The sequence below is a fragment of the Streptomyces sp. A012304 genome, from assembly GCF_026008495.1.
GTDB lineage: Bacteria > Actinomycetota > Actinomycetes > Streptomycetales > Streptomycetaceae > Streptomyces.
Window position 1 is genome coordinate 77,693 of the sequence record NZ_BQUN01000057.1, and the last position, 14,838, is coordinate 92,530.

General features: G+C 69.7%; 14 protein-coding genes and 2 pseudogenes. 6 read left to right on the plus strand and 10 right to left on the minus strand.

Translation table 11 applies throughout. From position 1 onward, the window contains the following. Both ALMP_RS12675 and ALMP_RS12680 read left to right on the plus strand, forming a co-directional pair. The coding region (locus ALMP_RS12675; RefSeq protein WP_264927118.1) for an MBL fold metallo-hydrolase at positions 1–768 on the plus strand (768 nt) is incomplete at its 5' end. Positions 769–870: 102 nt separating this feature from the next. Further along, entirely contained in the window at positions 871–1,296 is a 426-nt protein-coding gene (locus ALMP_RS12680) for a PPOX class F420-dependent oxidoreductase (RefSeq protein ID WP_264927120.1), read from the plus strand. A gap of 27 nt (positions 1,297–1,323) precedes the next feature. Here ALMP_RS12680 and ALMP_RS12685 read toward each other — a convergent pair whose 3' ends face one another. Together ALMP_RS12685 and ALMP_RS12690 are read right to left on the minus strand one after the other, a co-directional pair. Continuing rightward, positions 1,324–3,369, minus strand: coding sequence for a hypothetical protein (locus ALMP_RS12685; RefSeq protein WP_264927121.1), 2,046 nt, complete (start codon positions 3,367–3,369; stop codon positions 1,324–1,326). Further along, positions 3,369–3,821, minus strand: coding sequence for a MarR family winged helix-turn-helix transcriptional regulator (locus ALMP_RS12690; protein WP_264927123.1), 453 nt, complete (start codon positions 3,819–3,821; stop codon positions 3,369–3,371). The genes ALMP_RS12685 and ALMP_RS12690 overlap by 1 nt, the downstream gene beginning before the upstream one ends. A gap of 122 nt (positions 3,822–3,943) precedes the next feature. Here ALMP_RS12690 and ALMP_RS12695 point away from each other — a divergent pair, with 122 nt between their 5' ends. Continuing rightward, positions 3,944–4,468, plus strand: a complete 525-nt coding sequence (locus tag ALMP_RS12695; protein ID WP_264927124.1) for a CGNR zinc finger domain-containing protein — start codon at positions 3,944–3,946, stop codon at positions 4,466–4,468. A 123-nt stretch (positions 4,469–4,591) separates the two neighbouring features. Here ALMP_RS12695 and ALMP_RS12700 read toward each other — a convergent pair whose 3' ends face one another. The 4 genes and pseudogenes from ALMP_RS12700 to ALMP_RS12715 all read right to left on the minus strand — a co-directional run bounded on the left by ALMP_RS12700 (position 4,592) and on the right by ALMP_RS12715 (position 8,072). Continuing rightward, on the minus strand, positions 4,592–5,509 hold the full coding sequence (locus ALMP_RS12700; RefSeq protein ID WP_264927125.1) for an AEC family transporter: 918 nt from the start codon (positions 5,507–5,509) through the stop codon (positions 4,592–4,594). Then, positions 5,497–6,615: a pyridoxal phosphate-dependent aminotransferase gene (locus ALMP_RS12705; RefSeq protein WP_264927127.1), complete on the minus strand. Its 1,119-nt coding sequence runs from the start codon at positions 6,613–6,615 to the stop codon at positions 5,497–5,499. Before ALMP_RS12705 ends, ALMP_RS12700 begins: the two co-directional genes overlap by 13 nt. A gap of 478 nt (positions 6,616–7,093) precedes the next feature. Then, positions 7,094–7,762, minus strand: a pseudogene (locus ALMP_RS44140) (winged helix-turn-helix transcriptional regulator); the annotation flags it as partial. After that, on the minus strand, positions 7,671–8,072 hold the full coding sequence (locus ALMP_RS12715; RefSeq protein ID WP_264927129.1) for a nuclear transport factor 2 family protein: 402 nt from the start codon (positions 8,070–8,072) through the stop codon (positions 7,671–7,673). The pseudogene ALMP_RS44140 and the gene ALMP_RS12715, both read right to left, overlap by 92 nt. A 202-nt stretch (positions 8,073–8,274) precedes the next feature. Between ALMP_RS12715 and ALMP_RS12720 the strand changes: the two genes are divergently transcribed. Further along, entirely contained in the window at positions 8,275–8,847 is a 573-nt protein-coding gene (locus ALMP_RS12720) for a carbonic anhydrase (RefSeq protein WP_264927131.1), read from the plus strand. A gap of 684 nt (positions 8,848–9,531) precedes the next feature. Here the strand turns inward: ALMP_RS12720 and ALMP_RS12725 are convergent. Beyond that, entirely contained in the window at positions 9,532–9,927 is a 396-nt protein-coding gene (locus ALMP_RS12725; protein ID WP_264927133.1) for a nuclear transport factor 2 family protein, read from the minus strand. Positions 9,928–10,059: 132 nt separating this feature from the next. After that, a complete protein-coding gene (locus ALMP_RS12730; protein WP_264927135.1) occupies positions 10,060–10,461 on the minus strand; it encodes a nuclear transport factor 2 family protein in 402 nt (133 codons plus the stop codon). 313 nt (positions 10,462–10,774) lie between these two features. Between ALMP_RS12730 and ALMP_RS12735 the strand changes: the two genes are divergently transcribed. Continuing rightward, the gene (locus ALMP_RS12735; protein ID WP_264927137.1) at positions 10,775–11,461 is read left to right on the plus strand and encodes a response regulator transcription factor; all 687 of its coding nucleotides are present in this window, start codon (positions 10,775–10,777) and stop codon (positions 11,459–11,461) included. A gap of 14 nt (positions 11,462–11,475) precedes the next feature. Beyond that, positions 11,476–12,258 (plus strand): response regulator transcription factor, encoded by a 783-nt coding sequence (locus tag ALMP_RS12740; RefSeq protein ID WP_264927139.1) that lies wholly within the window; start codon positions 11,476–11,478, stop codon positions 12,256–12,258. A gap of 3 nt (positions 12,259–12,261) precedes the next feature. On the opposite strand, the gene ALMP_RS12745 is transcribed toward ALMP_RS12740, so the two are convergent. Continuing rightward, positions 12,262–13,053 (minus strand): NPP1 family protein, encoded by a 792-nt coding sequence (locus tag ALMP_RS12745; protein ID WP_264927141.1) that lies wholly within the window; start codon positions 13,051–13,053, stop codon positions 12,262–12,264. 108 nt (positions 13,054–13,161) lie between these two features. Continuing rightward, positions 13,162–14,782, minus strand: a pseudogene (locus tag ALMP_RS12750) (helix-turn-helix domain-containing protein). Positions 14,783–14,838: the final 56 nt, after the last annotated feature.

Below are 14,838 nucleotides of genomic sequence, written 5' to 3' on the forward strand. Positions count from 1 at the left end.
GCCACCAGTGAGAAGGTCAACGTCCGCGTCTACGGCGGCCCCACCGCCCTCATCGAGTACGGCGGCCTCCGGTTCGTCACCGACCCGACCTTCGACCCGCCGGGCGAGTACCCCATGCCCCTCCCCGGCGACCACAAGCTCGTCAAGACCATCCCCTCGACCGTCACGGCCGCCGACCTCGGCCCAGTCGACGCCGTCCTGCTCTCCCACGACGAGCACGACGACAACCTCGACCACGCCGGCCGCGCCTTCCTGACCGAGGTGGAAGTCGTCTTCACCACGGTCAGCGGCGCCGACCGCCTGGGCGGCAACGCCCATGGCCTCGCCTTCTGGCAGACCGCCGAGCTGAAGCGGCCCGACGGCGGCACCGTCACCGTCACCGGACTGCCCGCCCGGCACGGCCCCGAGGGCTGCGAGCCGATCTCCGGTGACGTCGTCGGCTTCATGCTCACCTCCGACGACCTGCCCCCGGTCTACGTCAGCGGCGACAACGCCAGCCTGGACCACGTCAAGGAGATCGCCGCGAGGTTCGCCCCGGTGGACACCGCGGTCCTCTTCCTCGGCGGCGCCCGCATGGACTTCGCCTTCGACAACGCGCTGCTCACCCTGGACAGCGCCCTGGGCGCCGAGGCCGGGAAGATTCTCGGTGCGCGCCGGGTCGTGCCCGCTCACTACGACAGCTGGGCCCACTTCAAGGAGGGTCGCAAGGAGATCGAGGCCGCCTTCGCCGAGGCCGGACTGGCCGACCGCCTCGACTTCGCCCGATAGGCCACCGCACACCGTCGGCAGTGGACGGCACTGCCTGGCCGTGGGGACGCCGGAATCCCCGGCTCCCCCACGGCCAGGCGCCCGATCAGAAGAGGCAGACTCATGCACAGGATGACTGACCAGCAGTGGCGGGCCTTCGTCTCCGAGGGCACTCGAACCGGCAAGCTGTCGACCGTCCGGGCCGACGGCAGCCCGCACGTCACACCCGTCTGGTTCCTGCTCGACGGGGACGACGTGGTGTTCAACACCGAGAAGGACGGGGTCAAGGGCCGCAACCTGGCCCTGGACGGCCGGTTCGCGCTCTGCGTGGACGAGGACCAGCCTCCCTACGCCTTCGTCCTGCTCCAGGGCCGCACCGAGATCTCCGAGGACCGCGACGAGACGCTGCGGTGGGCCGGGCGCCTCGGCGCCCGTTACATGGGCGAGGACCGCGCCGAGGAGTACGCCGCCCGCAACGGCGGCCCGGGAAACCTCCTCGTCCGGGCCCACATCGAGAAGGCCATCGCTTTCGCCGGCATCACCGACTGATTTTCCAGCCGGCGCACCACACCGGGCTCACCGCGACGCCGGAGCCCGTTCGGCCTCCTCCTGCGCCCGCATCCACAACACCAGATGCCAGTCCTGGTCGTTGGCGAGCGGGTCGGCGGTGTGCGCGGGGCGGCCGTCGACGGTCGAGGGCAGCACGAAGGCGCAGGTGGCGGAGCCGTCCTCGCGGTAGTTGGCCATGTTGGCACGCAGGATCGCCTCAGCCAGCCGGTCGGTGCCCTCCGTGCGCAGCGTGGCCGGCAGACGCAGGAGAGTGGTGGCGGTCAGGGTGCTCCAGTAGTGGGGGAAGACGTCTCCCCACAGCCGGTGCGCGCCGAACCAGTAGCCGTCCCAGTGGCGGATCGCTATGCCGTGCAGGCGGACGTGCGGCTGTGGGCCGCCGAAGGCCAGGAGCCACGGCAGCCGTTCGGCCACCGCGTCGTGGAAGACCGGATCCCCGGTCAGGGTGTGGGCGTCGACGAGGAGATCCAGCAGGGGAGCCACGATGGACTGCTCGTAGGCCACCTCGTGGGCGGGCAGCCGCCTGCCCATGCGGACGAACTGCCGGGCGCTGTCGACCAGTTGGTCTCGTAGTCTGTTGGCGCGGTCTTCCTGCCCGGCGGTGTCCAGGCTGTCGCAGACGTCCAGCGCAGTCGGGGAGAGCCCGATGGACAGGTGGGTGTCGCCGCCGAGTTCGAAGCCGCGCTCGATGATGCGGGCGGCGAGGTCGAGGTCCTCCCGCCGCCCGTGGGCTCGGTGCCGGTCGTGGAAGAAGTGGGCCAGCCAAGGGGTGTCGTAGAGCCGCGGGCCGGTGTGCCAGTTCTGGGAGCCGCGGCGCGGGGCGGTGGTCTCGTCCAGCAGATGCCGACGGGCGAAGCGGGACCAGCCGTCCAGCAGGGGGCCGGCCTCCTCCGGGTCCGCCAGGCCACGGGCGGCGGCGGCCTGGAGCAGCAGCGGCATGGCGATCCGCTCGGAGCCGTCCGTCCAGTCCGACCAGCCGTTGGTCGCCTGGGTGAGTCCGGTCCTGGTGTCCACCGGCACGAAGGCGTGGGCGAGCAGACCGGGCCGTTCCCGGGCCTGCTGGTACCTGGTGATGTAGGCCACCCGGCGCCGTACGACCTCGTCCAGCGGGAGGTGGAACAGGACCTCGGTACGGGCACCGTCACCGATGTCGAGCGTGTACGTGCCGTGCCGGGATGCCCTGACCCGGTGGCGGCCGTCCGCCTCGTGGTCCACCGTCACCTCGGCGTCCGGGCTGCTCACCGAGGACGCCTCGACGGTGATCGGCTGTCCGATCTCGGCGGCGTAGGCCGAGAAGACGGCCGGGGGCCTGGTCGCGGCGGTGAAGTCCGCGACCGACGGGTACCAGCCCAGCTCCCATGCCACCGCCGCCGACTCCCCCGGCGCCAGACGCAGCACCGGCTGACCACCGAACGCCTCCGGATTGCGGGCCTGGTCGGTGACCAGCAGCACCAGGTGACCGCGAGCGTCGGACAGCGAGTTCTGGTTGCGCGACTCGACCGAGTACGCCCGCACGGCCCCCTCCCGCACGATCAGCCCCAGGCACCGCCCCTCCCCCGACATCGGCTGCGCCAGCACCCACGCCCACGTCCCGCCAGTGAACACGTGCGCGTGCACCGCCCGGTCGAGGGAGCGTTCCGCGCCGTCGTACAGGTCGGCGAACGGGGTCTGGATGCCCAGACCACTGATCGTGAGCGGCTCCTGGCCGCTGTTGACGACCGAGTACCGCTCGTGCAGCAGACCGCCGCGCACAGAGCGCCGCACCTCCACATGTACCCCCGGAAGAGGCGTGTGCACGGCCTCGATCACCCCGCCCGCCACCCGCAGCTCGACGGGGGTGTGCCAGCGGGCCCCGCCCCGGTCCGTGACCAGATGCCCCGAACCCCACTGATGCTCGACCGAGTGCCACGCGATTGCGCCGGGCTCCAGCAGCCACCGGCGGTCCCGGTTCTGCTCGTCGACGAACTGCAGGGGGGCACCGGTGACGGGATCGAGGACTACGTGCCCCGAGCCGAAGGGGAGGCACTCCGGAACGGCAACACCCTGTACGTCCACTACGCCGGCTCCTGCCGGGCACTCGCCGCACGCCCGGCCGCCCGGAGCGCGCTCAGCGTGGCGGCGAACGCCTCCAGGTCCTGCTCGGGGATCACGGAACCGAGCCGTGTCCCGAGCTCGGCCTCGAAGACCTCCGTGGCCCTGTCCACCAGGCGACGTCCCGCGGGCGTGAGCTCGACGAGCGACGAACGCCGGTCGTTCGGATTGGCGCGCCGCCGGCAGTAGCCGGCGGCCTCGATGCGGTCGACCACCTTGCTGGTGCCACCGACCGTGATCCCGAACTCCTCGGCGACGTCCTGGATCCGGCACGCCGAGCGCCGCGCCAGCAGTTGCATCACTTCGAACCACGTGAGCTGGAGGTCGCATTCCGCGCGCAGCCGCGCGTCGACGGCATTCCACAGCTGGATCTCCAGCTGCACCAGGTCGTGGAACACCAGTTTCAGATCAGTCACGAGTCATCTTCCACAGAACATTCTTCCAGGATAACTTCATGGTATACCGCGACTCGGCTGCGGCTGCGGCTGCGCCGACGGTCCGGCTCGCCGTTGTTGAGCCTCCGTGCTGTAATGGTTGAATGCGGTTTAGCCATGACAACATGGTGGGGGTCTATCTGGCCGTGGCACTGGTGAATCTGGAGTCGAACGGTTCGTGGCTGCCCGAGACGCTGGAAGAGACGCTGCGAGAGCATCACATCCGTCGTCCACGCGTCACCGAATCCGCCTCGGAGGAGATCAGGGCGTGGACGCGGCGGATGAGGCCGGTCTTCGAGGCGTCCTCGCGGGCCGAGCGGTGCCAAACCATCAACGCGCTCCTCGCGGATGGTGCCGGGAGTGTGTATCTGACCACGCACGACGATTTGCGGCCGCATCTGCACTTCGCTCCCGACGCCCAGGACGTCCAAAGCCGCGTGAGGGCCGTGACCGCGGGAGGACTGGCCATTTTCACCATGGAGGCTGAGGGGGAGCGGCTGGGCGTGTGCGCGCTCAGCTCCTGCCGGACCGCCTTCGTCGACACCACCCGCAACGGCCGCCGCGCCTACTGTTCCGCTCGCTGCGCCAACACCGACGCTGTCCGGCGGCATCGCAAGAAGCCGCGGTAGCGTCCTGCCGACGGCGCGGCATCACCTCCCGGAAGAACGAGCGCGTCGTTCGGTGGCCGTTCTCCGCCCGGTCTCAGCAGGGCAGGAGAAGGACGGCACATCGCGGCACTTCCAGCGGAACGCTCAGGCCGGGACCAGTGCCACGACGAGCGGGACGGCGGCCACGCCCAGCAGTGTCTGCGTCGCGGTGATCCCCGCCATCAGCGGTGCGTCGCCGCCCAGTTGCCTCGCCATGATGTACGAGGACGACGCCGTGGGCAGAGCCTGGAAGAGCACGGCGATGATCAGCGCGTGGGAGCCCAGACCGAAGACCTCGGCCGCCAGGAACGTCGTGGCGGGCATGAGCGCGAACTTCGCTGACGAGGAGGTGAGCACCGGTGCCACCCATGACCGGATCGTGCCGAAGCGGAGGGCGGCGCCGATGCAGAGCAGACCCAGTGGCATCGAGGCGGCCCCCAGTGACTGGAGCGCCGGCCCGGCGCCCGGCGGCAGACTCAGATCGAGTGCCTGGAGAAGGATGCCGCCAGAGCAGGCGAGGACGAGCGGGTTGGTCACGAGCTGTCTGACGACGTCCGTAAAGTTCGGGCGTGCGTTTCCGCACCACGCGAAGACCAGCACGCACAGCACATTGACGGTGGGGACGATCGCCGCGTTGCAGACCGCGGCCAGCGCGACGCCCTTGGCCCCGTACAGGCCGGCGGCGATGGTCACACCGATGTAGTTGTTGAAACGGATGCTGCCTTGGAAGACCGAGGTGAAAGCGTCGTCCCTGAGCCGCATCAGCGGCTTGCAGACGATGACCAGCACGGCCACGACCAGCGTGGCGGTGATCAGCACACCGGCCAGCGCCCCGACCGGCAGATCGTCGATGTCGGCGGTCGCCAGGCTGTGCAGGAACAGGGCGGGCAGCAGGACGCGATAGCTCAGGCGCTCGGCTTCCGGCCAGAAACCCTCGGCTGTGATCCACGACCGTTTGAGCGCGTAGCCCAACGCGATCAGCAGCACGACCGGCACGAGTGCCTTGACGGTCAGCGCGACCACGCCGGGATCCCTTCGAGCGTGGCGACGATGATGCGGCAGCCCTCCTCCAGGATCGCGACGTCGGTGGCAAAGGAGAGCCGCAGGTGACCCGGCGCGCCGAAGGCTCTGCCCGGGACGGTCGCGCATCCCGCTTCCAGAAGAGCGTCGGCCACCGCAAGGTCGTCACCAGCCGTCAGACGCGGGAACAGGTAGAACGCGCCGTCGGGCACCCGCGTGTCCAGGTGGCGGCTCTGCTGCAGGATCGCCAACGCCGCATCGCGACGCCGGCGGTACGTCTCACATCGTTCCGTCAGCAGATCCTGCGGGCCCTGCAGCGCCGCGACGGCCGCGATCTGGCTCACCGTCGCGGTCTGCGTGCAGTTCTGTGTCTGCACGGCGGTGATGCGCCGGACCAGATCGGCGGCCCCGATCCCCCAGCCGACGCGCCAGCCGGTCATGGCGTACGCCTTGGAGACGCCGTCGACGAGCAGGATCCGCTCGCTCAGGTCGGGTGCGACCTGAGCGATGCTGACGTACTCTCCGGCGCCGTAGCGAATGTGGGCGTAGATCTCGTCCGAGAGGACCATCACCGAAGGGTGCCGCCGCAGTACCTCGGCGAGCCCGGCCAGGGCGTCATGGCTGTAGGTGGCGCCGGACGGGTTCCCGGGAGCGTTGAGTACGACCCAACGAGTGCGGTCGGTCACGGCATCCGCCAGCGCGCCGGGAGAAAGTGTGAACCCTGACTCGGCCGCGCAGGGGACGGTCACAGGGACACCACCGCACAGGCGCACCATGTCGGGATAGCTCGCCCAGTAGGGCGCCGGGATGATCACCTCGTCGCCCGGACGCAGGGTGGCCAACAACGCGTTGAAGATCACCTGCTTGGCTCCGCACCCCACGGTCACCTCGGCATCCGTACGGCTCAGCCCGCGGTCCCGCTCCAGGGTCTGCCGTACGGCACGGCGCAGTTCCGGTATCCCGTTGGCAGGTGTGTAGCCCAGCGGACGGGCGGCGGCCTGCTGCGCGGCGGCGACGACATGGGCCGGCGGGGCGAAGTCCGGCTCGCCTAGCGTGAGGTCGATGACGCGACGGCCGGCCGCACGGTACTCGGCCGCACGGCGGGCCATCTCCAGGATCGGTGACCCGGCCGGTGCCACCGGGCGCTGCGTGATGTGCATACCGAAAGGCTGGTGTAACAGCCGTAGGCAAAACAACCATTACATCTGCGGCGACAGGGGCACCGCGGTGCCCCTGTCGCCTTGATGCGTGGGCTGTTGGCCCGTCTCCCGACCGCTCCACCCCGGCTGTCCACGACCGGCCGCCGACGGGGCAGGGAGGACGTGCCGCTCCCGGACGGCCCGAAAGGCGCCGCGACGCGGTGGGCGCGCACGCGCTCAGCGGCGACCGGAACGTCGTGAAGGTCGACCCGACGGTGCCTTCCGTCGGCGGACGAGCAGCGGGCTGGGCAGCATGTCTCGCAGCCGCCCGGAGTCGCCGAGCCCAGCGGAGGGCGTCGTACGTCTCACGGGCGGCGAGCACCTCGACCATGCGCTCCTCAGCCCAGTTGCCCAGCGCCCGCAGCGGTGTATGCAGGGTGCGTCCCAGCGCGGTCAGTTCGTACTCGACCCTGGGCGGTATCTCAGCGTAGGCGTACCGCGAGACGAGTCCGTCGCGCTCCAGATCCCGCAGTGTGTCGGTGAGAACCTTCGGACTGATGCCCCGCACCGTGGTCCGCAGGTCGCCGAAGCGCATCCGACCGGTGCCGAGCGCTGCCACCACCATCGCGGTCCACTTGTTGGCGATGCGGGCCAGGGACGTCCGGGAGGGCAGGTCTCCGTGAATACGTTGAATCCAACGCCGGGGTCCGGCTGCTGCGTCACGTGTCACGCCTGTCCTCGCAGTCGGACAAGGGAGCCGGCCGCGGTCGGTGATTGACCGACCGGCCGGCCCCGGTCGCCGGCGCTCAGCTCCCACCGGGCGCTGCCGCCTGCCTCGGCCCGCCGCGTCGCCGCCCGAGACGGCGGCTCTGCCGCACCTCGGGAAAGCGGCCCCGGCGGCCGGCACGGCGGGCCGCCGGGGCCTTGGCGTCGCCCGGGCAGTGGCGGGGGATCGGACCCGGGCGACGGTTCGCGGGAGCGTCGACCGAGCGCGGCCGTTGACGACAACGACCATGCTCCTGGGCTCAGTTGCCGTTCCAGAAGGCGTCCTCGTCCTCCTGGACATCGGAGAACAGCCACACCTCCGCGATCCTGCCGCCTTCGACCCTGAGCACATCGACGCCGTCGGACGACAGCACGGCACCCTGGCGCTTGGCCGAGAAGTGCACCGACACCGCGAACACGGTGCCGTTGACCATGGGTGCGCCGGTCGCGGAGAGTTCGAACGTCCCCTCACTGAGGGCCATCGTCCTGCCCATCACGTCCTTGACGGCGGCCGCACCACGGTGGGTGCCGGAGAGCTGGTTGTTACCGGGCTGGTGCCACACGATGTCCTCAGCGAACAGGCCGTCCAGCGCGGCGAAGTCCTTGGCGGCGATCGCGTCGACGTACCGGCGAGCGACAGTGAGCGTTTCGGTGGACACCATGACCGATCTCCTTGATATGCCGAGTTCTTCCTGGTGCCACCTATGCTCTCCATCAGTAACCAGTCACCTCAACGTAACCAACGGCTTGGCGTGACGCACGTCACAGTACTTGACCTTCGGCCCGTCCGCCGCCCGCAAGAGAGGCCCCACAGGCCGACCGAGGCGCGCCCTCCACACGGCTTGGGGGGCATTCGCAAGGCTGATGGACGGCAACAAGCGCTGGCAGGACGGTAACCTCCAGCACCCCGATCGCGACCCCAGGCGGCGGGAATTCGTAGCCGAGAAGCAGGAGCCCTTCGGGGTGATCCTTTCGTGCATCGACTCCCGTGTGCCGCCGGAACTGCTCTTCGACACCGGGCTCGGCGACCTGTTCGTGATGCGCACCGGCGGCGGGGTGGTCGACTCGGTCGTCACCGGTTCCGTCGAGTACGGGCCCATGACGTCGGGAACTCCCCTGATCGTCGTCCTCGGGCACCAGCGCTGCGGCGCGATCAAGGCGTCGTACGAGGCCATGCGTGCCGGCAAAAAGCTCCCCGGCAACCTCCAGTCGATCGCCGACGCGCTGCGACCTGCGTACGAGGAAACCGTCAAGGAAAAGCACGGCGACCCGGTGGACGCGATGACCCGCATCCACGTCAAGCAGACCTCTGCCGCCCTGCGGTCCAACCAGGATCTCGCCCCGCTCGTGAAGAAGGGATCGCTGGCGGTGGTCAGCGCCTATTACTCGCTCGACACCGGCCGAGTGGAAGTGCTCACGGGAGCGCCTTCCGCCTGACCACGTAATGTCCGTTCGACCGCCTCCGCCGGGCAATTCGCGTCGCGTCAGCAGTTCGGCGGAGTCGGTCGATCCGGATTCTCCACCGCCTCATCCAGGGAAATACCAGACGTTCACCGGTGAGACGTCGGTCTCCGCGGGTCACAGTGTCCCGGCCCTGCGGTCAGACGGACGTGCGTGTTCTACCGGTCGACGCAGGCACACGTCGCCGGACACTTCGGACGCCTTGTAGTGAATCGAGCCCTGGGGTCCGCACTCGGTGCGGGTCCGCACCGCCGTCACCGCCATCGAGCCCGTACCCGGGCGCCCTTGAGGCGTCGGCTCCCCCCTCGCCCGGCGCAGAACAGGCCGTCTGGACGACGGGGCGACCCGCCGCGCCGGTCACGGAGGCCGAGGCCCGCAGCCGGACGGCGCACTGGCCGGCCGGGGGCCCGCTGGCTGAGCCCGGCGACCGGCATCGTCCACGAGGGGCGGTGCCGCCGTAGATGCGGAAGCGCCACTGGAGCGCATCCCCGTCTTCGGGCGCGAGGGCGCGATCGTGGCCGCCGCGTTCGGCGGCGGGCGGCGAGCGGTGGTCCGGCCGAGTGGACTGGTCGGACGGAGCCGTCTCCTCTTTGTGCAGCCCGCTGACCAGTGCCGGAGCCCGGGCTTGGTTGGTGTCCAGGCCCCGGCACAGGCCGTCCTCTACCGTCCCCAGAAGGCGTCCTCGGCCACCTGGTCGCCGGAGAACAGCCACACCTCGACGATCTTCCCGTCCTTGAGGCGCAGGACATCCACGCCGTCCATACTCATGGACGCGCCCTCGCGCCGACCGGCGAAGTGGATCGTGGCGGCCACCATGTCGCCGTTGCCCATGAGGGCATGGATCGTGTCGATGGCGAAGGAGCCCTGGCTGGCCTCCATCATGCCGCCGAGCATCGCGAAGACGGCATCGCGTCCCTTGTGCTCACCGGAGAACCGGTTGGCGCCCGGCTGGTGCCAGACGATGTCCTCGTCCAGCAGCTCACCCACCTTGGCCAGGTCACCTTTCTGCACGGCCTGGAAGTACTCACGCACGATGTCGACGTTCTTGCTGGTCATCACCACTTGCTCCTTACGCCCCTGGCACAGGGGCAGTACGACGCTGTTACAGGTTGGGGGCGGGAGGGGGCGGTGTGCACTCGCTCGCCCCGCCATATGCGGTAGCAGTCGTTGCTTTCCGACAGCTCGCGCTCAGGCGTCACCCCAGAACTCGTCCTCGCCCTGCTGGCCCGCCGAGAAGAGCCACACCTCAGCGATCCGCTCGCCCTCGATCCTCAGCAGGTCGACGCCGTGCATCCCCATCTCGACGCCATCACGCCGGGCCGAGAAGCGGACGGGCACCGCGACCAGCGCGCCGTTCGCCATGGGCTCCATGGCCGACTCCAGCTCGAAGGTGCCGTCGGTGACCGTCATCATCCCGCCGAACATCTCGCCGATCGCGGCCGCACCTCGATGCGTACCGGAGAAACGGTTGTCGCCCGGCTGGTGCCACACGATGTCCTCGGCGAACAAGCCGGTGACCGCGGCGAAGTCCTTGGCGGACACCGCGTCGGCGTACTGCCGGGCGATCCTGAGCGCAGTGGTGGACCCCATGGTCGGCCCCTTCCTTCGGAATGTCGGTCCTGCTTGAGCCCTATACTCACCACCGGTAACCAGCCACCTCAACGTAACCAATGGGATGCTGTGACGCAGGTCACGCCAGAAAGACGTCGGTGTCCCGGTCAGGTCAGCTCGTCGCACGGAAGGTGGCGTCCCGTCGTCCGATCGCGGTGGTGACCGGGTCGAGCCCGAGTCGGTAGGCGTGCCGGACCGGCAGGCCGCGCGCAGGTTTCGGCGTCACAGCGTTGCGCGCAGGTGGGTGACGGTGACGAAGTGCTCCCCCTCCTCCCCCACGGAGAACCCCGGCATGACCACTGTCCTCATCGTCGACGACCAGGCCCTGCAACGTCTCGGCTACCGCACACTCCTCGACGCGCACCCCGACATCACCGTCATCGGCGAGGCGGCGACCGGCGCCGAGGCGGCCCGCATCAGCGACGAGCTCCACCCCGACGTCGTCCTGATGGACATCCGCGTACCTCACGGCATCGCGACCATCGGCCACATCACGAGACCCGACGCCCGTCCACAGCCCCCTGGTCAGAAAGAGGAAAGGCGTACCCCCCGTGTGTTGACGCTGTCTCCGACGGACGTCGACGAGTACGCCTTCGCCGCGATACGCGCCAGCGCCCTCGGCTTCCTGCTGACCAACGCCCGCCTCGACGACCTGACCGCCGCCATCCACGCCGTGGCCGCGGGGAAGGCCGTCCTCTCACCAGGTCTGACCCGCAGGCTCATCAACACCTTGCTTCGAGATCGCTCCGTCGATACACCCGGCCGCCCCAACCGGCTCGACGCGCTCACCGCGCGAGAGCGTGACGTCCTGATCGACCTCGCCTCCGGTGCAAGCAACGCCGAGATCGCGGAACGGCTGTCCATCGCCTCGACAACCGTCAAATCCCACATCAGCCACATCCTCACGAAGACGGGCGCCCGCGACCGTGTGCAGGCCGTGGTTCTCGCCTACGAGACCGGCCTGGTGCGGTCGGCGTGACATCAGGAGAAACCGTGCGTGTACTCCTCGTCGAAGACGACCGCGACGTGGCCGAGCCCTTGCGGCGCGGCCTCGCCCGCCACGGCCACGACGTGACCTGGGTGGCCACCGGCAGGGCCGCACTCGGCGCGCCCGCATCGGACATGGTGCTGCTGGACCTCGGACTGCCGGACATGGACGGGCTCGACGTGTGCCGGGAGCTGCGGGCGCACAGCGATGTGCCGATCATCATGATCAGCGGCCGGGACAGTGAGGTCGAGAAGGTCGTCGGGCTCGAACTCGGCGCGGACGACTACCTCGTGAAACCCTTCCTGATACGCGAGCTGATCGCCCGTATGCGGGCGGTGCGCCGCCGGCACCGGCCCCGGCATTCCGAGGTGCCGGGGCCTGCACCTGATCGGGGCACGTTGGCGACGTACGGACGGATGACGATCGACCGGCGAGCCCATCGGGTCTTCCTGGACGGGGCAGAAGTCCCGCTCAGACCCAGGGAGTACGCCCTGGTCGACTTCCTTACCGGCCGGCTGGGTGACCTGGTGCCCAGGGAGACCATCATGACGACGGTCTGGGACAGCAACTGGTTCGGCTCGACCAAGACCCTCGACGTGCATGTGACCGCGCTGCGGCACAAGCTCGGTGACGCCCTGACCATCGAGTGCGTCCGCGGTGTCGGCTTCCGGATGCTCATCGGACCGGGACTGCGCGCCGTCTTCGGCACGGAGCGCCGAGTACTTCCGCAAAGAGAGGGCCGCCGACGGGGCAGAGGTAGGTGCCCCGCCGGCGGCCGGTCCGGATGAGCGTCAGCCGTTCGGGTTGAAGGGAATGCCGGACGGCTTGGCGTTGCTCAGCTCGGTCGGGAACCTGCTGTCCTTCAGCGGGAAGTTCGCGTTGCCCCAAGAGGAGTTGTTCAGCTTGTCGCGCAGATCGCCGCGCAGGTTGTCCCAGCTGAGCAGGCCCAATTCGTCCCAGCCTCCGTCAGGCCACGCCTCCGGCCTCTCGTCGGACCTCGCGAAGCGCATGCAGTGCGTACTCGCGCCGTCCTTGTGGTAGACGGCCTTCACGCGGACACCGCTCTTCGCGGGCACCTCGTTCCACGGCTTGGTCTCGTAGCCGCCGTGCCGGGACACCGACACGTAGGAGGGTGTGCCGGCACCCTGCTGCACCCAGACCACAACACCCTCCCAGTCGTGGCGGTGCGACCACCTGACGCAGTCGGCGCAGGCCATGTCCTTCTCGAAGTACAGGCTGTAGACGATCGCACACCAGCCGTTGTTGCACTTGGCCCGCGAGTAGGTGTTGGCCTTGCCGAGGTGATCGGTACGGCACTGACCGGTGACCGACCCACTGTCGTCGAGGCCCCCATTGAGCCTGCCGCTGCTGTCGATGGCCGCGACGGGGAGGCAGCTGTCGTTGTCGTAGTCGAAGTACGGCTGGAACGTCTTCTGGAACGGCGTGGCGTTCTCGGGCAGCGGGTGCAGTACGGCGGCGGAGGCGCTGCCCGCCAGGGCGACGGTCAGTGCTGTGGCGCTGCCTCCGGCGAGGAGGGCCTTGCCGAGGCGGGACTTGGTTCTGGTCCTGACTGCGTGGAACATACGCTTTGCTCTCCAGTAGCTCGGACTGCAAGAGGTGCGGCGGTGAGCTTGCTGAGCGGAGAGTTGGTGCGCAGCCCCTCCGCCCGGGGGAAATAACTCCTGTCGGCATCAGGAAAGTTGATGCTCGGAAAGGCCCACGACCACCGCGCCCGCCAGGACGGCGGCGAGCAGAGCGGCCAGGAGCCGGGGCCGGTGGACGGTCGCCTCCGCCGTGGATGGCTCTTCCGCCGCGCGGGCCGCGACGGAGGCGACAAGGAACATCCGCTCCGTGGCGGTCAGGACAGGATCCTGTGCGAAGCCGGGGAACAGCTCCTGTGCACGGGTCAGTCGAGTGCCCCGGTACAGGTCGCCGGGGTCACGGCCGTGCTCCAGCCACATGCGGGCGGCATCCGTCAGCTGCCGGAGGTGACGCAGCCGTTCACCGTCCTCCTCCAGCCAGCCGGCCAGGCGCGGCCATCCGGTGAGCAGCGCCTCGTGCGCGAGATGGGCGCCGTCCTCGTCGAGGGTCAGCAGCCGCGCCCGGACCAGTCGCTCCAGTACGACCGGCACCTCGGGATGGGCCCAGTCGCTCAACTTACCTGCGCTGAGGGGGCCTCGGGTGGCGAGCATGCCCGGGCCCGGCTCGACCATGCGCAGCAGAAGCTGCCGCACTGTGCGGGCCTGATCGGCAGTCAGCTCGCCGTACACCTTCTCCGCCGTGGACGCGATAGCGCCGCGCACCCCACCGACTGCCTCGTACGCGACGCCCGTCAATATCCGGCCCCTGCGCCGCCGCCAGATCTCCAGCAGAATGTGCGACAGCATCGGCAGCCCGCCGGGTTCGTCCACAACCTCGTCGACCAGGCGGGCGGTGAGCCCCCGCTCCACCAGAAGCCCGGCCGCGGCAGCGGGCCCGACGACCGCCTCACGCAACTCGTCCGCCGCCATCGGGCCGAGCAGCAGGCCCGCGCCGCGTAACGCGTCCGCCAGGCAACGGTGTTCAGCAAGGCGGTGACAGAAGTCCGCGCGTACGGCCACCAGGACCCGCAGACGGCGGCCGGGGTCGCGGGCGGCCTGCAGCAGGCCGATGAACCGATCTCGCTCCACGCGGTCCCGGCAGAGGGTGAAGACCTCCTCGAACTGGTCCACCACCACCCAGGCATCCGGTTCGCCGTCCCCGGGGGTCAGCAGATGCCCGTACGTCGTGGCGGGCCGGGCGCCGGGGGTCAGGATCCGCAGGACCGCCGGACGACCCGACCGGGCGAGGTCCTGACGCAGCCGGGGGACGAGCCCGGCCCGCAGCAGGGAGGACTTGCCGCTGCCGGACGGCCCGTACAGCACCGCGAGCCGGTGGCCGCACCAGCCCTTGCAGTTCCTCGACCATCCGGTCCCGGCCGAAGAACAGGTGCCGTTCGTCCGGTTCGAAGCGGGCAAGTCCCCGGTACGGAGGCGACGTGCCCGCCTGCTCCGCGCGCAGCGCCTCCACAACTGCTGCGTCCGCTTCCTTCCACCGCGGCTCCCACGCCGCGACATCACCACCGCTGGCCCGCACATACGCCTGAACGACCTGCCACGACGGCAGCCGCTTCCCGGCTGCCGCCCGTGACAGCGTCGTCGCGGAGAATCCGGCCGTTTCCGCCATGGCCTGGTACGACGGGCTCCCGGCCGCCCGCCGCAGAGCGCGCAGCTCGTACGCGAAGCGCTGGACGGGACCGGCGTCGGGATCCAAGGGCTTCTCAGGGCGCCCCACAGGTCACCCACTCTCCTTCCGGGCCAGGAAGCAGATGAGGCAAGGAAGCAGATGAA